The 14,596-nt window shown below is 69.9% G+C and carries 15 protein-coding genes; 7 read left to right on the plus strand and 8 right to left on the minus strand.

The genetic code is table 11. The annotated features are described in order from the left end of the window. Window positions 1-105: 105 nt before the first annotated feature. Window positions 106-1,302 carry a glycogen synthase gene (gene glgA, locus OXR63_RS00370; protein WP_267419265.1) on the minus strand — a complete coding sequence of 399 codons (1,197 nt, stop codon included), beginning with the start codon at window positions 1,300-1,302 and terminating at the stop codon, window positions 106-108. Window positions 1,303-1,349: 47 nt separating this feature from the next. Here glgA and OXR63_RS00375 point away from each other — a divergent pair, with 47 nt between their 5' ends. Together OXR63_RS00375 and serB are read left to right on the plus strand one after the other, a co-directional pair. After that, window positions 1,350-2,591 carry a glucose-1-phosphate adenylyltransferase gene (locus tag OXR63_RS00375; protein ID WP_267419267.1) on the plus strand — a complete coding sequence of 414 codons (1,242 nt, stop codon included), beginning with the start codon at window positions 1,350-1,352 and terminating at the stop codon, window positions 2,589-2,591. Window positions 2,592-2,694: 103 nt separating this feature from the next. Beyond that, on the plus strand, window positions 2,695-3,351 hold the full coding sequence (serB, locus tag OXR63_RS00380; RefSeq protein WP_267419268.1) for a phosphoserine phosphatase SerB: 657 nt from the start codon (window positions 2,695-2,697) through the stop codon (window positions 3,349-3,351). A 3-nt stretch (window positions 3,352-3,354) separates the two neighbouring features. Here serB and fabG read toward each other — a convergent pair whose 3' ends face one another. Then, window positions 3,355-4,068, minus strand: a complete 714-nt coding sequence (fabG, locus tag OXR63_RS00385; RefSeq protein WP_267419269.1) for a 3-oxoacyl-ACP reductase FabG — start codon at window positions 4,066-4,068, stop codon at window positions 3,355-3,357. Window positions 4,069-4,245: 177 nt separating this feature from the next. On the opposite strand from fabG, the gene OXR63_RS00390 reads away from it, so the two are divergent. From OXR63_RS00390 to OXR63_RS00400, 3 genes are read left to right on the plus strand one after another with little or no spacing between them, the layout of a single operon-like run. Further along, window positions 4,246-4,677, plus strand: coding sequence for a DUF3099 domain-containing protein (locus OXR63_RS00390; protein ID WP_267419270.1), 432 nt, complete (start codon window positions 4,246-4,248; stop codon window positions 4,675-4,677). Further along, window positions 4,677-5,012 carry a hypothetical protein gene (locus OXR63_RS18510; RefSeq protein WP_374116038.1) on the plus strand — a complete coding sequence of 112 codons (336 nt, stop codon included), beginning with the start codon at window positions 4,677-4,679 and terminating at the stop codon, window positions 5,010-5,012. The genes OXR63_RS00390 and OXR63_RS18510 overlap by 1 nt, the downstream gene beginning before the upstream one ends. After that, window positions 5,009-5,983: an SURF1 family cytochrome oxidase biogenesis protein gene (locus tag OXR63_RS00400; protein ID WP_267419271.1), complete on the plus strand. Its 975-nt coding sequence runs from the start codon at window positions 5,009-5,011 to the stop codon at window positions 5,981-5,983. Before OXR63_RS18510 ends, OXR63_RS00400 begins: the two co-directional genes overlap by 4 nt. Window positions 5,984-6,068: 85 nt before the next feature. On the opposite strand, the gene OXR63_RS00405 is transcribed toward OXR63_RS00400, so the two are convergent. After that, window positions 6,069-7,667: an ABC-F family ATP-binding cassette domain-containing protein gene (locus OXR63_RS00405; RefSeq protein WP_267419272.1), complete on the minus strand. Its 1,599-nt coding sequence runs from the start codon at window positions 7,665-7,667 to the stop codon at window positions 6,069-6,071. A gap of 115 nt (window positions 7,668-7,782) precedes the next feature. Here OXR63_RS00405 and OXR63_RS00410 point away from each other — a divergent pair, with 115 nt between their 5' ends. Further along, the gene (locus OXR63_RS00410; RefSeq protein WP_267419273.1) at window positions 7,783-8,382 is read left to right on the plus strand and encodes a biotin transporter BioY; all 600 of its coding nucleotides are present in this window, start codon (window positions 7,783-7,785) and stop codon (window positions 8,380-8,382) included. Between the two features lie 253 nt (window positions 8,383-8,635). Here the strand turns inward: OXR63_RS00410 and OXR63_RS00415 are convergent, their stop codons facing one another. The 5 genes from OXR63_RS00415 to sufB form a co-directional block, all read right to left on the minus strand. Beyond that, window positions 8,636-8,965, minus strand: a complete 330-nt coding sequence (locus OXR63_RS00415) for a metal-sulfur cluster assembly factor (RefSeq protein WP_123653503.1) — start codon at window positions 8,963-8,965, stop codon at window positions 8,636-8,638. Next, window positions 8,965-9,738 carry a Fe-S cluster assembly ATPase SufC gene (gene sufC, locus OXR63_RS00420; protein ID WP_194660470.1) on the minus strand — a complete coding sequence of 258 codons (774 nt, stop codon included), beginning with the start codon at window positions 9,736-9,738 and terminating at the stop codon, window positions 8,965-8,967. The genes OXR63_RS00415 and sufC overlap by 1 nt, the downstream gene beginning before the upstream one ends. 110 nt (window positions 9,739-9,848) lie before the next feature. Beyond that, on the minus strand, window positions 9,849-10,175 hold the full coding sequence (locus OXR63_RS00425; RefSeq protein ID WP_194625583.1) for a non-heme iron oxygenase ferredoxin subunit: 327 nt from the start codon (window positions 10,173-10,175) through the stop codon (window positions 9,849-9,851). Further along, complete coding sequence (gene sufD / locus OXR63_RS00430; protein WP_267419283.1) at window positions 10,175-11,467, minus strand: Fe-S cluster assembly protein SufD; 1,293 nt, start codon at window positions 11,465-11,467, stop codon at window positions 10,175-10,177. Before sufD ends, OXR63_RS00425 begins: the two co-directional genes overlap by 1 nt. Then, complete coding sequence (sufB, locus tag OXR63_RS00435; RefSeq protein ID WP_267419285.1) at window positions 11,468-12,886, minus strand: Fe-S cluster assembly protein SufB; 1,419 nt, start codon at window positions 12,884-12,886, stop codon at window positions 11,468-11,470. Between the two features lie 263 nt (window positions 12,887-13,149). Here sufB and OXR63_RS00440 point away from each other — a divergent pair, with 263 nt between their 5' ends. Further along, window positions 13,150-14,121 carry a COX15/CtaA family protein gene (locus OXR63_RS00440; RefSeq protein ID WP_267419287.1) on the plus strand — a complete coding sequence of 324 codons (972 nt, stop codon included), beginning with the start codon at window positions 13,150-13,152 and terminating at the stop codon, window positions 14,119-14,121. The last annotated feature ends 475 nt before the right edge of the window (window positions 14,122-14,596 follow it).

Raw genomic sequence — 14,596 nt, forward strand, 5'->3', positions numbered from 1 at the left:
CCGCACTGCGCGCGTCGCGCCCCAGGGCCAACGGACGGGAGGCCCGGGTGACGTCCGTCGCGGACGTCACCCGGGCCTCCCGGCGGGTTCGGGTGCCGGCTCGCCTCAGCGAGCCGCCAGGACCTGGTCGTAGACCGCCCGGGTGCGCGTCGCGATCGCGTCCCAGGTGAACTCGCTCTCGACGCGGAGTCGGCCGGCGCGCCCCATGAGCTTGGCGAGTCCGAGGTCCGACAGGACCTCGTTCAGCGTGGCTGCGAGGTCGGCGACGTACTTGTCCGGGTTCGTCGGCGTGCCGGTGCCGTCGGTGACCTGGTCGATCGGCACGATGCGCCCGGTGAGGCCGTCGGCGACGACCTCCGGGATGCCGCCGGTGCCGGACCCGACGACGGGGATGCCGCAGGCCATGGCCTCGAGGTTGACGATGCCGAGGGGCTCGTAGACCGAGGGGCAGACGAAGACGGTGCCGGAGGAGAGCACGTTGACGATCTCGCGGTGGGCCAGCATCCGGTCGATCCAGACGACGCCGTCACGCTGCTGGCGGAGGTCCTCGACCAGCCCCGTGACCTCGGCGAGGATCTCGGGAGTGTCCGGCGCGCCGGCGCACAGCACGATCTGGACCTCCGGCGGCAGGGCTGCGACCGCGCGGAGCAGGTACGGCAGGCCCTTCTGCCGGGTGATCCGGCCGACGAAGACGACGCTCGGGCGCTCCGGGTCGATGCCGAGGGCACGGACGGCGTCGTGGTCGACCTCGGGCTTCCACTCCTCGACGTCGATGCCGTTGTAGACGACGTGCACCTTGGCGGGGTCGATGGACGGGTACGAGCGGAGGATGTCGGCGCGCATGGCCTTCGACACGGCGATGACGGCGTCGGCCTCCACGAAGGACTCGCGCTCCATCCAGCTCGACAGGCGGTAGCCGCCGCCGAGCTGCTCGGCCTTCCACGGGCGCAGGGGCTCGAGGGAGTGGGCGGTGACGACGTGGGGGATGCCGTGGGTCAGCTGCGCGATGCGCCCGGCCGCGTTGGCGTACCAGGTGTGCGAGTGCACCACGTCGGCACCCGCGACGTCCGCGGCGATCTGCACGTCGGTGCCGAGCGCCTGCAGCGCGCCGTTGGCCTGCTCGAGGCCGTCGGGCGTGCGGTACGCCCACACGTCGGCCTCGTCGCGGAAGGCCCCGAAGGCCCGGACGCGCACCTCGGTGTCCGTCCCGGACCGCAGCGCTGCGGTCAGTTCGGCAACGTGGACACCCGCTCCGCCGTAGACCTCCGGCGGATACTCCCTGGTCAGTAGATCGACTCGCACGGACTCAACGTAACGGGTTCCCACTCCGGACGCCTACTGTGAACCCCATGGCACCAAAGAAGGTATTCGGCATCGTCCTCGCGGGAGGCGAGGGCAAGCGGCTCATGCCGCTCACTGCCGACCGCGCGAAGCCCGCAGTCCCGTTCGGCGGGAACTTCCGACTCGTCGACTTCGCGCTCTCGAACCTGGTGAACTCCGGGTTGCAGAAGATCGTCGTCCTGACGCAGTACAAGTCACACAGTCTGGACCGCCACGTCGCGGAGACCTGGCGGATGGAGGGCCTGCTCGGCTCGTACGTCGCGTCGGTGCCCGCGCAGCAGCGCCTGGGCAAGCGGTGGTTCGCCGGTTCGGCCGACGCGATCCTGCAGTCGCTCAACCTGCTGCGTGACGAGCGTCCCGACATCGTCGTGGTGGTCGGCGCCGACCACGTGTACCGCATGGACTTCTCGCAGATGGTCGACGCACACATCGCCTCGGGCCGCAGTGCCACGGTCGCGGCGATCCGTCAGCCGATCGGCCTCGCCGACCAGTTCGGCGTGATCCAGGTCGACCAGGACGACCCGACCAAGATCGACGCGTTCCTCGAGAAGCCGAAGGACGCGATCGGTCTGGCCGACTCCCCCGGGGAGATCCTCGCGTCGATGGGCAACTACGTCTTCGACGCCGACGCGCTCGTCGACGCCGTGCTCCGCGACGGGCAGGTCGAGACCTCGGCGCACGACATGGGCGGCGACATCGTCCCCGACTTCGTGGCCCGCGGCGACGCCGGTGTGTACGACCTGCAGCGCAACGAGGTCCCCGGGTCGAACGACCGCGACAAGTACTACTGGCGCGACGTGGGGACGATCGACTCGTTCTACGACGCCCACATGGACCTCATCGCCCCGGTGCCGGTCTTCAACCTCTACAACACCGACTGGCCGATCTTCAACCAGCAGACGAACCTGCCGCCGGCGAAGTTCGTCCGGGACGCCAACGGCAACACCGGCGCGACGGTCGACTCGATCGTGTCGCTCGGCTGCCTGATGTCGGGTGCCCAGCTGGAGCGCAGCGTCATCGGGCCCTGGTGCACGGCCGACTCGGGGGCGAAGGTCCTCGACTCGATCGTCTTCGAGCGGGCGACCATCGGCGCCGGTGCCGTCGTGAACCGGGCGATCCTGGACAAGGACGTCGTGCTCGCTCCCGATGCCCGGGTGGGTGTCGACCGCGAGGCCGACGTCGCCCGTGGCTTCACCGTGACCGAGTCCGGCATCACCGTGGTCGGCAAGGGCGTCCGCGTCGAGGCCTAGTCCGACCGGAGGACCCACTGCACCGACCAGAGGACCCACTGCCCCGACCGGAGCAGTGGGTCCTCCGGCGTAACGGGGTGCGCGGCACCGCTACCGTGGTGGCGTGCCGCACTTCCTCGTCGTCCTCGATGCCGACTCCACCCTGCTCGAGGACGAGGTCATCGAGCTGCTCGCCGAGTCCGCGGGGACGCGGCCCCAGGTCGAGGCGGTCACGGAGCGCGCGATGCGCGGCGAGATCGACTTCGCGGAGAGCCTCCGGGAGCGGGTCGCGACCCTGGCGGGCCTCCAGGCCGACGTCTTCGTGCGGGCACAGCAGGCGGTCCGCGTGACGCGGGGTGCGGAGGACCTGGTCCGGGGCGTCCACGCCGCCGGCGGCACCGTCGGTGTCGTCTCCGGCGGCTTCCACGAGGTGCTCGACCCGTTCGCCGCGCGCCTGGGGCTCGACCACTGCCGGGCCAACCGGCTCGAGGTGGTCGACGGCGCCCTCACCGGGCGGGTCCTCGGCGACGTCGTCGACGCGCACGCCAAGGCCACCGCGCTCGTGGCGTGGGCTGAGGCCGACGGCGTGCCGCTCGCACGGACCGTGGCGGTCGGCGACGGCGCCAATGACGTCGAGATGATGCGGGTGGCAGCGCTGTCCGTGGCCTTCGACGCCAAGCCACGCGTCCGTGAGTCCGCCGACGTCGCCGTCGTGGACCGCGACCTGTCCGCCGAAGCCCGCGCAGTGTCCGCCCAGCCGAGTCTCGGCGGGGCCGCGTGACGCCTAGTGGCCCATCCCGAGGCCGCCGTCGACCGGCACGACCGCGCCGGAGATGTACCCGGCGCCGTCCCCGGCCAGGAAGAGCGTGGCGTCCGCGACGTCGTCGACGGTGCCGTAGCGCGCGGCCGGGATCTGCTTCTTGAACTCGGCCTGCAGCTCCTCGGGCAGCGCGGCCGTCATGTCGGTCTGGATGAACCCGGGCGCGACGACGTTCGCCGTGATGCCACGGGACCCGAGCTCCCGCGTGATCGAGCGGGCCATGCCGACGAGCGCGGCCTTCGACGACGCGTAGTTGACCTGCCCGACCTGCCCGTAGGCGCCGACGACGCTCGACATCAGAACGATGCGGCCGAACTTCGCGCGCATCATGCCCTTCGTCGCACGCTTCACCACGCGGAAGGTCCCCGTCAGGTTCGTGTCGATGACGCTCGTGAAGTCCTCCTCGCTCATCCGGAGCAGCAGGCCGTCGTTCGTGATGCCGGCGTTCGCGACCAGGACCTCGACGGGTCCGAGCGCGTTCTCCACCTCGGTGAACGCGGCGTCGACCGAGGCCGTGTCGGTGATGTCCGCCTGCACCGTCAGCGCGCCGTCCGGCCCGCCCTGCCCGTTCCGGGAGGTGACCGCGACCCGGTGTCCGGCGGCGACGAACCGCTCGGCGAGGGCGTGGCCGATGCCGCGGTTGCCGCCGGTGATGAGGACGGTACGGGGGGTGGTCATGGGCGCTCCGTTCGGTGGGGTGCTCGGGGTGCACGGCGTGGCTGTCCGAGGGCGCGCAGACGACGCTCCGCCCGACACGCCCGCACGAGCCTACCCGGGCACACACGGCCCAGATCGCGCGGTCAAGTGTCGGTGGCCGGGCTTAGGCTGGTGTGTAGGCAGACGGAGAACGAAGGCATGAAGACGACGCGTACGACGCAGAGCATCACGGCACTTCCGAAGTCACCGACGCGTGACCGGCACCACCGTCTGTCGCGCTACATCTGGCAGATGGCCGTCCGCGTGTTCCTGTTCGTCGGGGCCGTGCTCGTCTACACCGTCTGGCACAGCCCGATCCTCGCGATCATCCCGATCGTGCTCGCCGGTGTCATCCCCTGGATCGCCGTCGTCATCGCGAACGCGGGCAGCCACGTCGAGTCCGACGCGATCGCTCCGGCCGGTGCCCTCGTGCGCGCCGCCGACTACGACCCGGCACTCCGCCAGCAGCAGGAGGAAGCCCGCGCGCAGGCCTACCGCGACGAGCAGGAACGACTGCGTCAGGCGGCCCAGCACGCGCAAGAGGAATGGCAGCGCAACGGCGACCGGTCCCGCATGTGGGGCCATCGCTGATGGGGGCCACCTTCGACCTGTTCACCGAGCCCGGCTCCACGCCGGTGTGCTCCCGCGCCGGGTGCTCCACCGCCGCCAGCTGGCGCGTCAACTGGCGGAACCCGCGCATCCACCCGCTCGACCGCGTGAAGATCTGGGCGGCCTGCGACGAGCACTGCGACTTCCTGGCCGGGTACCTCCGCTCCCGCACGTTCCCCGTGAAGGTCACCGGCATCGACGAGGACGTCGACCAGCTCGACGACTCCCACCGCCCCGACGCCCTGCAGCACGGCGCGCTCCACGGCGGCCCGAAGAACGACGTGGGTGAACGGACCCGCTCCGCGAACGAGCGATGAGCGACGACTTCGACCCGCAGTCGCGCTACGGCCGCAAGCACGCCGAGCGCATCCGGCAGGCGACCGCTCGGGAGCGTGCCGCCCAGGTGCAGACCGCCGTGCACGACCCCGACGAGCCCTTCGTCGGGTGGCACTTCGTCCGGAGCCGTCGCTGGCTCGGGTACTTCGCGATCGCCGTGGCCTTCGCGATCCTCTGCACGCTGTTCGGCATGTGGCAGTGGGACCGCCGGAACGAAGCCGTGCGCGAGAACCTGCAGATCGCCACGAACTACGACCACACCCCGGTCGCCGTGCAGGACGCCCTCCCCCGGGCCTCCAGCTGGACGAACGACCAGACCTGGCTCCGCGTCACCGCCACCGGACGCTACGACACCGACGACCAGCTCCTCGTCCGCAACCGCGTCCACAACGGCCAGCCCGGCTTCGAGGTCCTGACGCCGCTCGTCACCGCCGACGGCCGCGCGTTCATCGTCGACCGCGGATGGGTGCCCACCGGCAACCGGCAGGACGCCCCCGACCACGTGCCCGCTCCCCCGTCCGGGCAGGTCACCGTGACCGCCCGGCTGCAGCAGTCCGAGCCGCGCATCCCCGGACGCACCGACCCCGCCCACACCGACCAGGTCCAGTCCGTCACGCTCGCCGACGTGGCCGCGAAGATCGAGGCCCCCATCTGGACCGGCGCGTACGGGCAGCTCGCGTCCGAGTCACCGGCCCCCGCGGACGCCCGACCCCTCGGCTGGGACCGCCCGAGCGCCGACACGGGGCTGCACCTGAGCTACTTCATCCAGTGGTTCATGTTCGCCGCCGGGGGCTTCGGGTTCCTGGCGTACCTGATGGTGCAGGAGTACCGGAACCTCAACCAGGACGACCCCGAGGAGCGCGAGCGCGCCCTCGAGCGGCAGCGCCGCAAGGACGCCAAGCCGAAGACGGACGCGGACATCGAGGACGAGCTCCTCGAGTCGCGGCGCTGACCCGGTCACGCGGCGGACTGGAGGCTCGTGGCGGCACCGCCACGAGCCTCCAGTCCGCCGCAGGGGTGCGTCAGCAGGGCGCGGGCTACGCGAGCTCGATGAGCTCCGCGTAGTCCTTGTTCCAGTGGTCCTCGGTGCCGTCCGGCAGGAGCAGGACGCGCTCCGGGTTGAGGGCCTCGACCGCGCCGGCGTCGTGGGAGACGAGGACGACAGCCCCCTCGAAGTTGGCCAGGGCGTTGAGGATCTCCTCGCGCGACGCCGGGTCGAGGTTGTTCGTGGGCTCGTCGAGCAGCAGCACGTTCGCCCCGGACACGACGATCATCGCGAGCGAGAGACGGGTCTTCTCGCCACCGGAGAGCACACCGGCCTTCTTGTAGCCGTCGTCGCCGGTGAACAGGAACGAGCCCAGGACGCGGCGGGCCTCGGTCTCGTTGAGGTCCGTCGACGCCGAGACCATGTTCTCGATCACCGTGCGGTTGACGTCGATGTTCTCGTGCTCCTGCGCGTAGTACCCGATCCGCAGGCCGTGCCCGGGCAGGATCTCGCCGGTGTCCGGTGCGTCGGCGCCCGCGAGGATGCGGAGCAGCGTCGTCTTGCCTGCACCGTTGAAGCCCAGGATGACGACCCGGGAGCCGCGGTCGATCGCCAGGTCGACGCCCGCGAAGATCTCGAGCGACCCGTAGGACTTCGACAGCCCCTCGGCCATGAGCGGCGTACGGCCGCAGGGGGCCGGCGTGGGGAAGCGGATCTTCGCGACGCGGTCGGCGACGCGCTCGTCCTCGAGGCCCGCGAGCAGCTTGTCGGCGCGCGCGACCATCTGGTGCGCTGCAGCGGCCTTCGACGCCTTCGCACCGAAGCGGGCGGCCTGGTCCTTCAGCGTGGCGGCCTTCTTCTCGGCGCCGGCGCGCTCCTTGCGGCGACGCTCCTCATCGGCGACGCGCTGCCGCTGGTACAGCTTCCAGCCCATGTTGTAGATGTCGATGGTCTGGCGGTTGGCGTCCAGGTAGAAGACGCGGTTGACGACCTCATCGACGAGCTCCACGTCGTGGGAGATCACGATGACGCCGCCGGGGTAGGTCTTCAGGTGCTCGCGCAGCCAGGCGACCGAGTCGGCGTCGAGGTGGTTGGTCGGTTCGTCGAGGATCATCGTCTCGGCGTCCGAGAACAGGATGCGTGCGAGCTCGATGCGTCGACGCTGACCACCCGAGAGCGTCTTGAGCTGCTGGTCGAGGATGCGGTCCGGCAGCTTGAGGTTCGACGCGATGGAGGCCGCCTCGGCCTCGGCGGCGTAGCCACCGAGCGCGTTGAACTGGTCGTCGAGGCGGGAGTACCGGCGCATCGCCTTCTCGGCGACGGCGGTGTCCGCACTGGCCATGTCGATCGTGGCCTGGCGGATGCCCTCCACGAGCTCACCGAGCCCACGGGCGTCGAGGATGCGCTTGCGTGCGGTGTCCTCGGGGTTGCCCGAGCGGGGGTCCTGCGGCAGGTAGCCGATCTCCCCGGTGCGGTCGATCTTGCCGTCGGTGGGCGGCTGTTCGCCTGCGAGGGCCTTGGTCATCGTGGTCTTGCCGGCGCCGTTGCGGCCGACCAGCCCGATCTTGTCGCCCTTCTCCACACGGAAGGACACGTTCTCCATCAGGAGGCGAGCCCCGACGCGGATCTCGAGGTCGTGCACGGCAAGCACAGTGGTGGTCCAATCAGTTGGTGGTTGTGCACAACGGTGTGTGCGGGAGGTTCACCGCTACGCTGACGGGACCGACAGTCCCGAAGGGGACCAGCAGTCCATTCTAGGAGAATCCATGACGAACGCCACCGGGTTCGCTCCCCGCGCAGTCCTCGCCGACCGTCTTCGGACCCACGGGCTGGCCACCGACGCCGCCCTGGTCGCCGGCGGTGCCCTGTTCACAGCCGCGATGGCCCAGCTCGAGGTCCCGATGTGGCCGGTCCCGATCACCGGTCAGACCCTCGCGGTCGTGCTCGTCGGCGCGACGCTCGGCGCCCGCCGCGGTGTGCTCTCGATGCTCGTGTACGCCCTCGTCGGACTCGCCGGCGCCCCGTTCTTCGCCGGCATGTCCGGTGGCCTGCACATGCTCAGCGTGCCGAGCTTCGGGTACGTCATCGGCTTCATCCCGGCCGCCGGTGTCATCGGCTGGCTCGCCCGCCGCAACTGGGACCGCAAGGTGGGGCGGGCCGTCGTCGCCTTCACCCTCGCCAGCGCGATCCCGTTCGTCACGGGCCTGCCCTACCTGGCGCTGACGCTCGGCGCGCTCGGCCTGCCGAACGACCTGCAGTCGGTGCTCTCCGCCGGCCTGTACCCGTTCATCGTGGGCGGCGTCGTGAAGGCGCTCATCGCCGCGGGCATCGTCCCGCTCGTCTGGAGCCTGCTCCGCCGCCGCTGACGGCGTCAGCACGCACGAGGGCCCTGTACCGCCGGTACGGGGCCCTCGTGCGTCGGGGGGGCCCGGACCGCGGACCGCGCTGACCGCGGACCGCGGACCGCGGACCGCGCTGAGATCGCACTTCGTGTCGGCTCCCGCAGGCCGGACCCGACACGAACTGCGATCTCAGGGCACGGACCGGACCCGACCCATGACGAACGGGAGGCTCCCTGCCAGCTGGCAGGGAGCCTCCCGTTCGTCGCGTGGGTCGCGACTAGATCGAGAACCCGAGGGCGCGCATCATCTCGCGCCCGTCATCGGTGATCCGGTCCGGGCCCCATGGCGGCATCCAGACCCAGTTGATGCGGAAGGCGTCGACGATGCCGTCGAGCGCGTTCGCGGTGTCGCCCTCGATGACGTCGGTCAGGGGGCAGCCGGCGCTCGTCAGCGTCATGCTGATGATGAGCGCCGAGGCCTCGTCGTCCCAGGCGAGGTCGTAGATGAGCCCGAGGTCGACGATGTTGACGCCGAGTTCGGGGTCCTGGACCTCCTTCAGGCCCTCGACGACCTCGTCGAACTTCTCCGGTGCGAGTGTGGTGATCATCAGTTCCCCGCTGCTGCGGCTGCGGCCTGCACGTAGCGGTCGTAGCCCTCGTTCTCGAGACGGTCGGCCAGCTCCGGACCGCCCTGTTCCGCGACCTTGCCAGCGACGAACACGTGGACGAAGTCCGGCGTGATGTAGCGGAGGATGCGCGTGTAGTGGGTGATGAGCAGGACGCCGAGGCCGGTGGCCGCCTTGGCACGGTTGACGCCCTCGGACACGATCTTCAACGCGTCGACGTCGAGGCCGGAGTCGGTCTCGTCGAGGACGGCGAACTTCGGCTTGAGGAGCTCGAGCTGCATGATCTCGTGCCGCTTCTTCTCGCCGCCGGAGAAGCCCTCGTTGACGTTGCGCTCGGCGAACGACGGGTCCATCTTGAGGTCGGCCATCGACGAGCGGAGGTCCTTGACCCAGCCGCGCAGCGCGGGGGCCTCGCCGTCGATCGCCGTCTTGGCGGTACGGAGGAAGTTCGAGACGGTCACGCCGGGGATCTCGACCGGGTACTGCATGGCGAGGAACATGCCGGCGCGGGCACGCTCGTCGACGCTCATCGCGAGGACGTCCTGGCCGTCGAGGGTGATCGAGCCACCGACGACGTGGTACCGGGGGTGGCCGGCGATCGTGTAGGCGAGGGTCGACTTGCCCGAGCCGTTCGGCCCCATGATCGCGTGGATCTCACCCTCGTTGATGGTGAGGTCGACGCCCTTGAGGATCTCCTTGACACCCTGGTCGGTGTCGATCGAGACCTTGAGGTCGCGGATTTCGAGAGTGGACATTGCGTTCCTTCGGTTGCAGCTGGGGTGCGGCGTCAGCCGCGGGAAGAGTGTGGGTGTCGAGCGCAGTCGGCCGGGACGGGACGGTCCCGGTCAGTGTGTACCGGGTCGTCTCAGTCGACCGGAACGGGGTCGTGCACGTCGACGTAGACGTCGCCGTCGCGGACCTCGACTCGGAAGACGGGCACGGGTTCGTACGCCGGGAAGTTCTTCGGCTTGCCGGTCGTCAGCGAGAACTGCGACCCGTGTGCCCAGCACTCCAGCGAGTCGCCCTCGACGAAGCCCTCGGCCAGCGAGATCTCCCCGTGGGTGCAGGTGTCACCGATGGCGTGCACGACGCCGGCGGAGTCCTTCACGATGGCGACCGGGGTGCCCTCGACGACGACACGCATGGGGCTCTCCACCGCGATGTCGCCTTCGGCGCAGACCTTCTCGGCCATCAGACCGAGGTCTCGGTCAGGGAGGCGTCGGTGATCGGCGCGGCGAGCACCGTCTTGCCCTCGAGCAGCTCCTGCTCGACGGCTGCGACGAGGCGTTCCTCGAGCTCGGGCGCACCGATCTTCTGGATGACCTCGACGAGGAAGCCGAGCACGACGAGGCGGCGGGCCTCTTCCTCGGGGATGCCGCGGGCCTGCAGGTAGAACAGCTGCTCGTCGTCGAAGCGTCCGGTCGCGCTGGCGTGACCGGCACCGGCGATGTCGCCGGTCTCGATCTCGAGGTTCGGGATGCTGTCGGCGCGGGTGCCGTCCGTCAGGACCAGGTTGCGGTTCTGCTCGTAGGAGTCCGTGCCGGGAGCAGTGCGGCCGATGAGCACGTCACCGATCCACACGGTGTGCGCCCCGGCACCCTGCAGTGCGCCCTTGTAGTTGACGCGGCTGCGGGAGTTCGGTGCGTCGTGGTTCACGTACACCTGCTGCTCGATGTACTGCCCGGCGTCGGCGAAGTACACGCCGTACATCTCGACGTCGGCACCCTGCGCACCGAGGTGCGTCGACGGGTTGACCCGGACGACGTCGCCGCCGAGCGAGACCACCACGTGCTTGAGGAAGGCGTCACGGCCGACCTCGGCGAAGTGCGTCGAGACGTGCACGGCGTCGTCGTCCCAGTCCTGCACGGTGACGACGGTCAGACGTGCGTTGTCCTGCACGACGATCTCGACGTTCTCCGACAGGAGCGCGGAACCGCGGTTGTCGATGACGACGATGCCCTGCGCGTTCGGCTCGGCCGTGATGACCGTGTGCGCGGCCCGGGGCTGCTGCCCGAAGTCCGAACGCGTGATCGCGATCGACTCGTGCGCATCCGTCGCCTTGACGGTGACGGCGAGCACGGCGTCGCGCGCGGTCCACGCCGCGGCCGCTGCCCGGTCCTCCGGCAGGCCGGCGGTGCCAACGCGCGGGTCGTCGCTGCGACCCCACTCGACGTCGGCGCCGTCGCTCTGGGTCGCGAGGAAGGGGTACGCCGAGCCGTCCAGACCGCCCGCGAGCAGCGGTGCGATCTTGTCGAGCGGCGCGAACTTCCAGTTGACCTCACGGCCGGTGACCGCGGCGAAGGCGTCGATGTCACCCGACTGCGGGCGCTCCGAGCGGGTCTGCACCGGGACCTTCGTGTCCCAGGCACCGTCGGAGTGTGCCCGCGCGCCATGCTGTTCCTGACCGGCACCGCGCTCGGTCGCCGTGGGGGCAGCAGGCTCGATCGGCTGGTCGATTCGGGGGGTGGGGGTGGAGCTCGACATCTAGCCGACGGATCCTTCCATGCTCATCTCGATGAGCTTGTTGAGTTCGAGCGCGTACTCCATCGGGAGCTCGCGGGCGATCGGCTCGATGAAGCCACGGACGATCATCGCCATTGCCTCGTCTTCCGCCATGCCACGCGACATGAGGTAGAACAGCTGCTCCTCGCTCACGCGGGAGACCGTGGCCTCGTGGCCGAGCTGGACGTCGTCGACGCGGATGTCGATCGCCGGGTACGTGTCCGAGCGCGAGACGGTGTCGACGAGCAGCGCGTCGCAGCGGACCGTGTTGGCCGAGTGGTGCGCGTTCGGGTCGACCCGGACCTCACCGCGGTAGCCGGCGCGGCCACCGCCACGGGCGATCGACTTCGACACGATGGAGGACGTCGTGTACGGCGCCATGTGGATCATCTTCGCACCGGCGTCCTGGTGCTGACCGGGGCCCGCGAAGGCGACGGAGAGCGTCTCGCCCTTGGCGTGCTCACCGGCGAGGTAGATCGACGGGTACTTCATCGTCACCTTCGAGCCGATGTTGCCGTCGATCCACTCCATCGTCGCACCCTCGTGTGCGATCGCACGCTTGGTGACGAGGTTGTAGACGTTGTTCGACCAGTTCTGGATCGTCGTGTAGCGAACGCGGGCGTTCTTCTTCACGATGATCTCGACGACGGCCGAGTGCAGGGAGTCCGACTTGTAGATCGGCGCGGTGCAGCCCTCGATGTAGTGGACGTAGGAGTCCTCGTCCGCGATGATCAGCGTCCGCTCGAACTGACCCATGTTCTCGGTGTTGATCCGGAAGTAGGCCTGCAGCGGGATCTCGACGTGAACGCCCTTCGGGACGTAGACGAACGACCCGCCGGACCAGACGGCCGTGTTGAGCGCGGCGAACTTGTTGTCACCGGCGGGGATCACGGTGCCGAAGTACTCCTGGAACAGCTCCGGGTGCTCGCGCAGCGCCGTGTCGGTGTCCATGAAGATGACGCCCTGCTGCTCCAGGTCCTCGCGGATCTGGTGGTAGACGACCTCGGACTCGTACTGCGCGGCGACACCGGCGACGAGGCGCTGGCGCTCGGCCTCGGGGATGCCGAGCTTCTCGTAGGTCGAGCGGATGTCCTCGGGCAGGTCTTCCCATGACTGGGCCTGCTTCTCCGTGGAGCGCACGAAGTACTTGATGTTGTCGAAGTCGATCCCGGTGAGGTCAGCGCCCCACGTCGGCATCGGCTTGCGGTCGAACAGCTGGAGCCCCTTGAGACGGTTCTTCAGCATCCACTCGGGTTCGGCCTTGAGGTTCGAGATGTCGGTGACGACCTCGTCCGAGACACCGCGACGGGCGGAGGCACCGGCGGAGTCGGAGTCGGACCAACCGAACTCGTACTGGCCGAGCCCTTCGAGCTCGGGACGGTCGATGAGCACGTCGGACATGATCTCCTCGTTTCCTTCTCGCGGCAGTTCCCTGGTGGCAACCGGCGGCTGCCGATCACCATTCCATCGCGGACCACCGACAGGACGAACCCGTCCACGGTGGTCACGCAGCTGCTGCCTCGCAACGTCATGGTTCCACGCAGTCCTGGGTGTGATCGGCGATCTCGGCCCATTCGGAGCCGGCGCCTGCCTAGACTTGACTGCTGCTGAACCCTCGAATCCTACAGGCCCGCAGCGCGGAACAACAGGAAGGCACCACCCTCGTGACTCGCGTCGCATCCCCCGTCGACCAGGACGTCAGCACCCGGTGGTGGTCACTCCCCCGGCTCGTCGACCCGCGCGTGGTCGTCCTCGCCTGGGCGTCCTTCGTGGTGGAGGTCGTGCTCATCGGCACCGGTGGCCTCGTCCGCCTGACCGCGTCGGGCCTCGGATGCCCGACCTGGCCCCGTTGCACGGCCGACTCACTCGTCTCCACGCCCGAGATGGGCGTGCACGGGATCATCGAGTTCGGCAACCGCCTGCTGACCTTCGTGCTCGTCGTCGTGGCGATCGCGATGTTCCTCGCAGTCGTCCGGATGCGTCGGACGCGCCCCGAGCTGTTCTGGCTGGCGTTCGCCCAGGGCGCAGCGATCCCCGTCCAGGCCGTCATCGGTGGCCTCAGCGTCCTGACGAACCTGAACCCCTACGTCGTCGGCCTGCACTTCGTGGTCTCGATGGCGCTGACCGCGATCACCGCGACCCTGGTCTACCGGTCGATGAACGGGCCCGGCACGGCGCGGCGCCTCGTGCCGAACTGGTATGTCGGCGTGGTCCGCGGCACGATCGCCGCCACCGCCGTGACGGTGCTCCTCGGCATCCTGACGACGGGCAGCGGACCCCACGCGGGCGCTGACGAGGCCGTCGACGGTGGCCGCCTGCACCGCACGGGCTTCGACCCGGCGGTCCTGCAGCACGTGCACGCCGTCCCCGCGTACGCCCTCTTCGCACTCACCCTCGTGCTCGTGGTCGGCGCCGTGCGGCTGCAGTTGTCGAGCAGGTGGGCGCTCCTGCTCCTGGTCGTCGAGTTCGTGCAGATCGCCGTCGGGCTGACCCAGGCACGCACCGCACTGCCAGTCGGCCTCGTGGGGACGCACATGGTCCTGGCGGGGCTGCTCGTCGGCGCCGTCACCGTGGTCACGCTGTCCACGCGGGCGACGGCGGGCCGTGCCGCCACACGGGAGCCCGTCACGCGCTGAGTCCCGGCGACACGCCCCCGTCTGCGCGATACGCCCCCGTCTCGGCGGTTGCGAGGCGTCCACCCCGCCCCGCGGGTCACCCGCTCGCCGGTCGCTGTCGAGAGACCCGCCTGTCGTTGCGGCACTCCCCCGTGTGACAGTTCTGACGAGACACCCCCGTCTGCACGCGACACCCCCGTGTGGGCGAGACGGCCTCGTTCTGCGCGAGACAGGCGAGTCGAGCGCGAGAGGCTCGTCCTCCGCGAGACACCCCTGTCTGCGCGAGACACCGCCAGGCCGACGAGACGACGCCGTTTTCTGCGGCGTCTCGCCCTCCGCGAGGCGTCTCGCTGAGACACCGGCGTCGCGCGCCTCCCCAGCACGGCGTCTCGCCCTCCACCAGGCGTCTCACCGAGACCGGCGTCTCGCGCCTCCCCAGCACGGCGTCTCGCCCATCGCGAGGCGTCTCGCTGAGACACCGGCGTCTCGCGCGCCC

The organism is Curtobacterium sp. GC_Cur_3 (assembly GCF_026544205.1).
Lineage (GTDB): Bacteria > Actinomycetota > Actinomycetes > Actinomycetales > Microbacteriaceae > Curtobacterium.

Coding starts and splice junctions, on each gene's coding strand:
- OXR63_RS00390 (WP_267419270.1), top strand. CDS start 4,246: ATGAAGACGACGCGTACGACGCAGAGCATCACGGCACTTCCGAAGTCA.
- sufB (WP_267419285.1), bottom strand. CDS start 12,886: ATGTCCGACGTGCTCATCGACCGTCCCGAGCTCGAAGGGCTCGGCCAG.
- OXR63_RS00410 (WP_267419273.1), top strand. CDS start 7,783: ATGACGAACGCCACCGGGTTCGCTCCCCGCGCAGTCCTCGCCGACCGT.
- OXR63_RS00400 (WP_267419271.1), top strand. CDS start 5,009: ATGAGCGACGACTTCGACCCGCAGTCGCGCTACGGCCGCAAGCACGCC.
- OXR63_RS00375 (WP_267419267.1), top strand. CDS start 1,350: ATGGCACCAAAGAAGGTATTCGGCATCGTCCTCGCGGGAGGCGAGGGC.
- sufD (WP_267419283.1), bottom strand. CDS start 11,467: ATGTCGAGCTCCACCCCCACCCCCCGAATCGACCAGCCGATCGAGCCT.
- fabG (WP_267419269.1), bottom strand. CDS start 4,068: ATGACCACCCCCCGTACCGTCCTCATCACCGGCGGCAACCGCGGCATC.
- OXR63_RS18510 (WP_374116038.1), top strand. CDS start 4,677: ATGGGGGCCACCTTCGACCTGTTCACCGAGCCCGGCTCCACGCCGGTG.
- OXR63_RS00425 (WP_194625583.1), bottom strand. CDS start 10,175: ATGGCCGAGAAGGTCTGCGCCGAAGGCGACATCGCGGTGGAGAGCCCC.
- sufC (WP_194660470.1), bottom strand. CDS start 9,738: ATGTCCACTCTCGAAATCCGCGACCTCAAGGTCTCGATCGACACCGAC.
- OXR63_RS00415 (WP_123653503.1), bottom strand. CDS start 8,965: ATGATCACCACACTCGCACCGGAGAAGTTCGACGAGGTCGTCGAGGGC.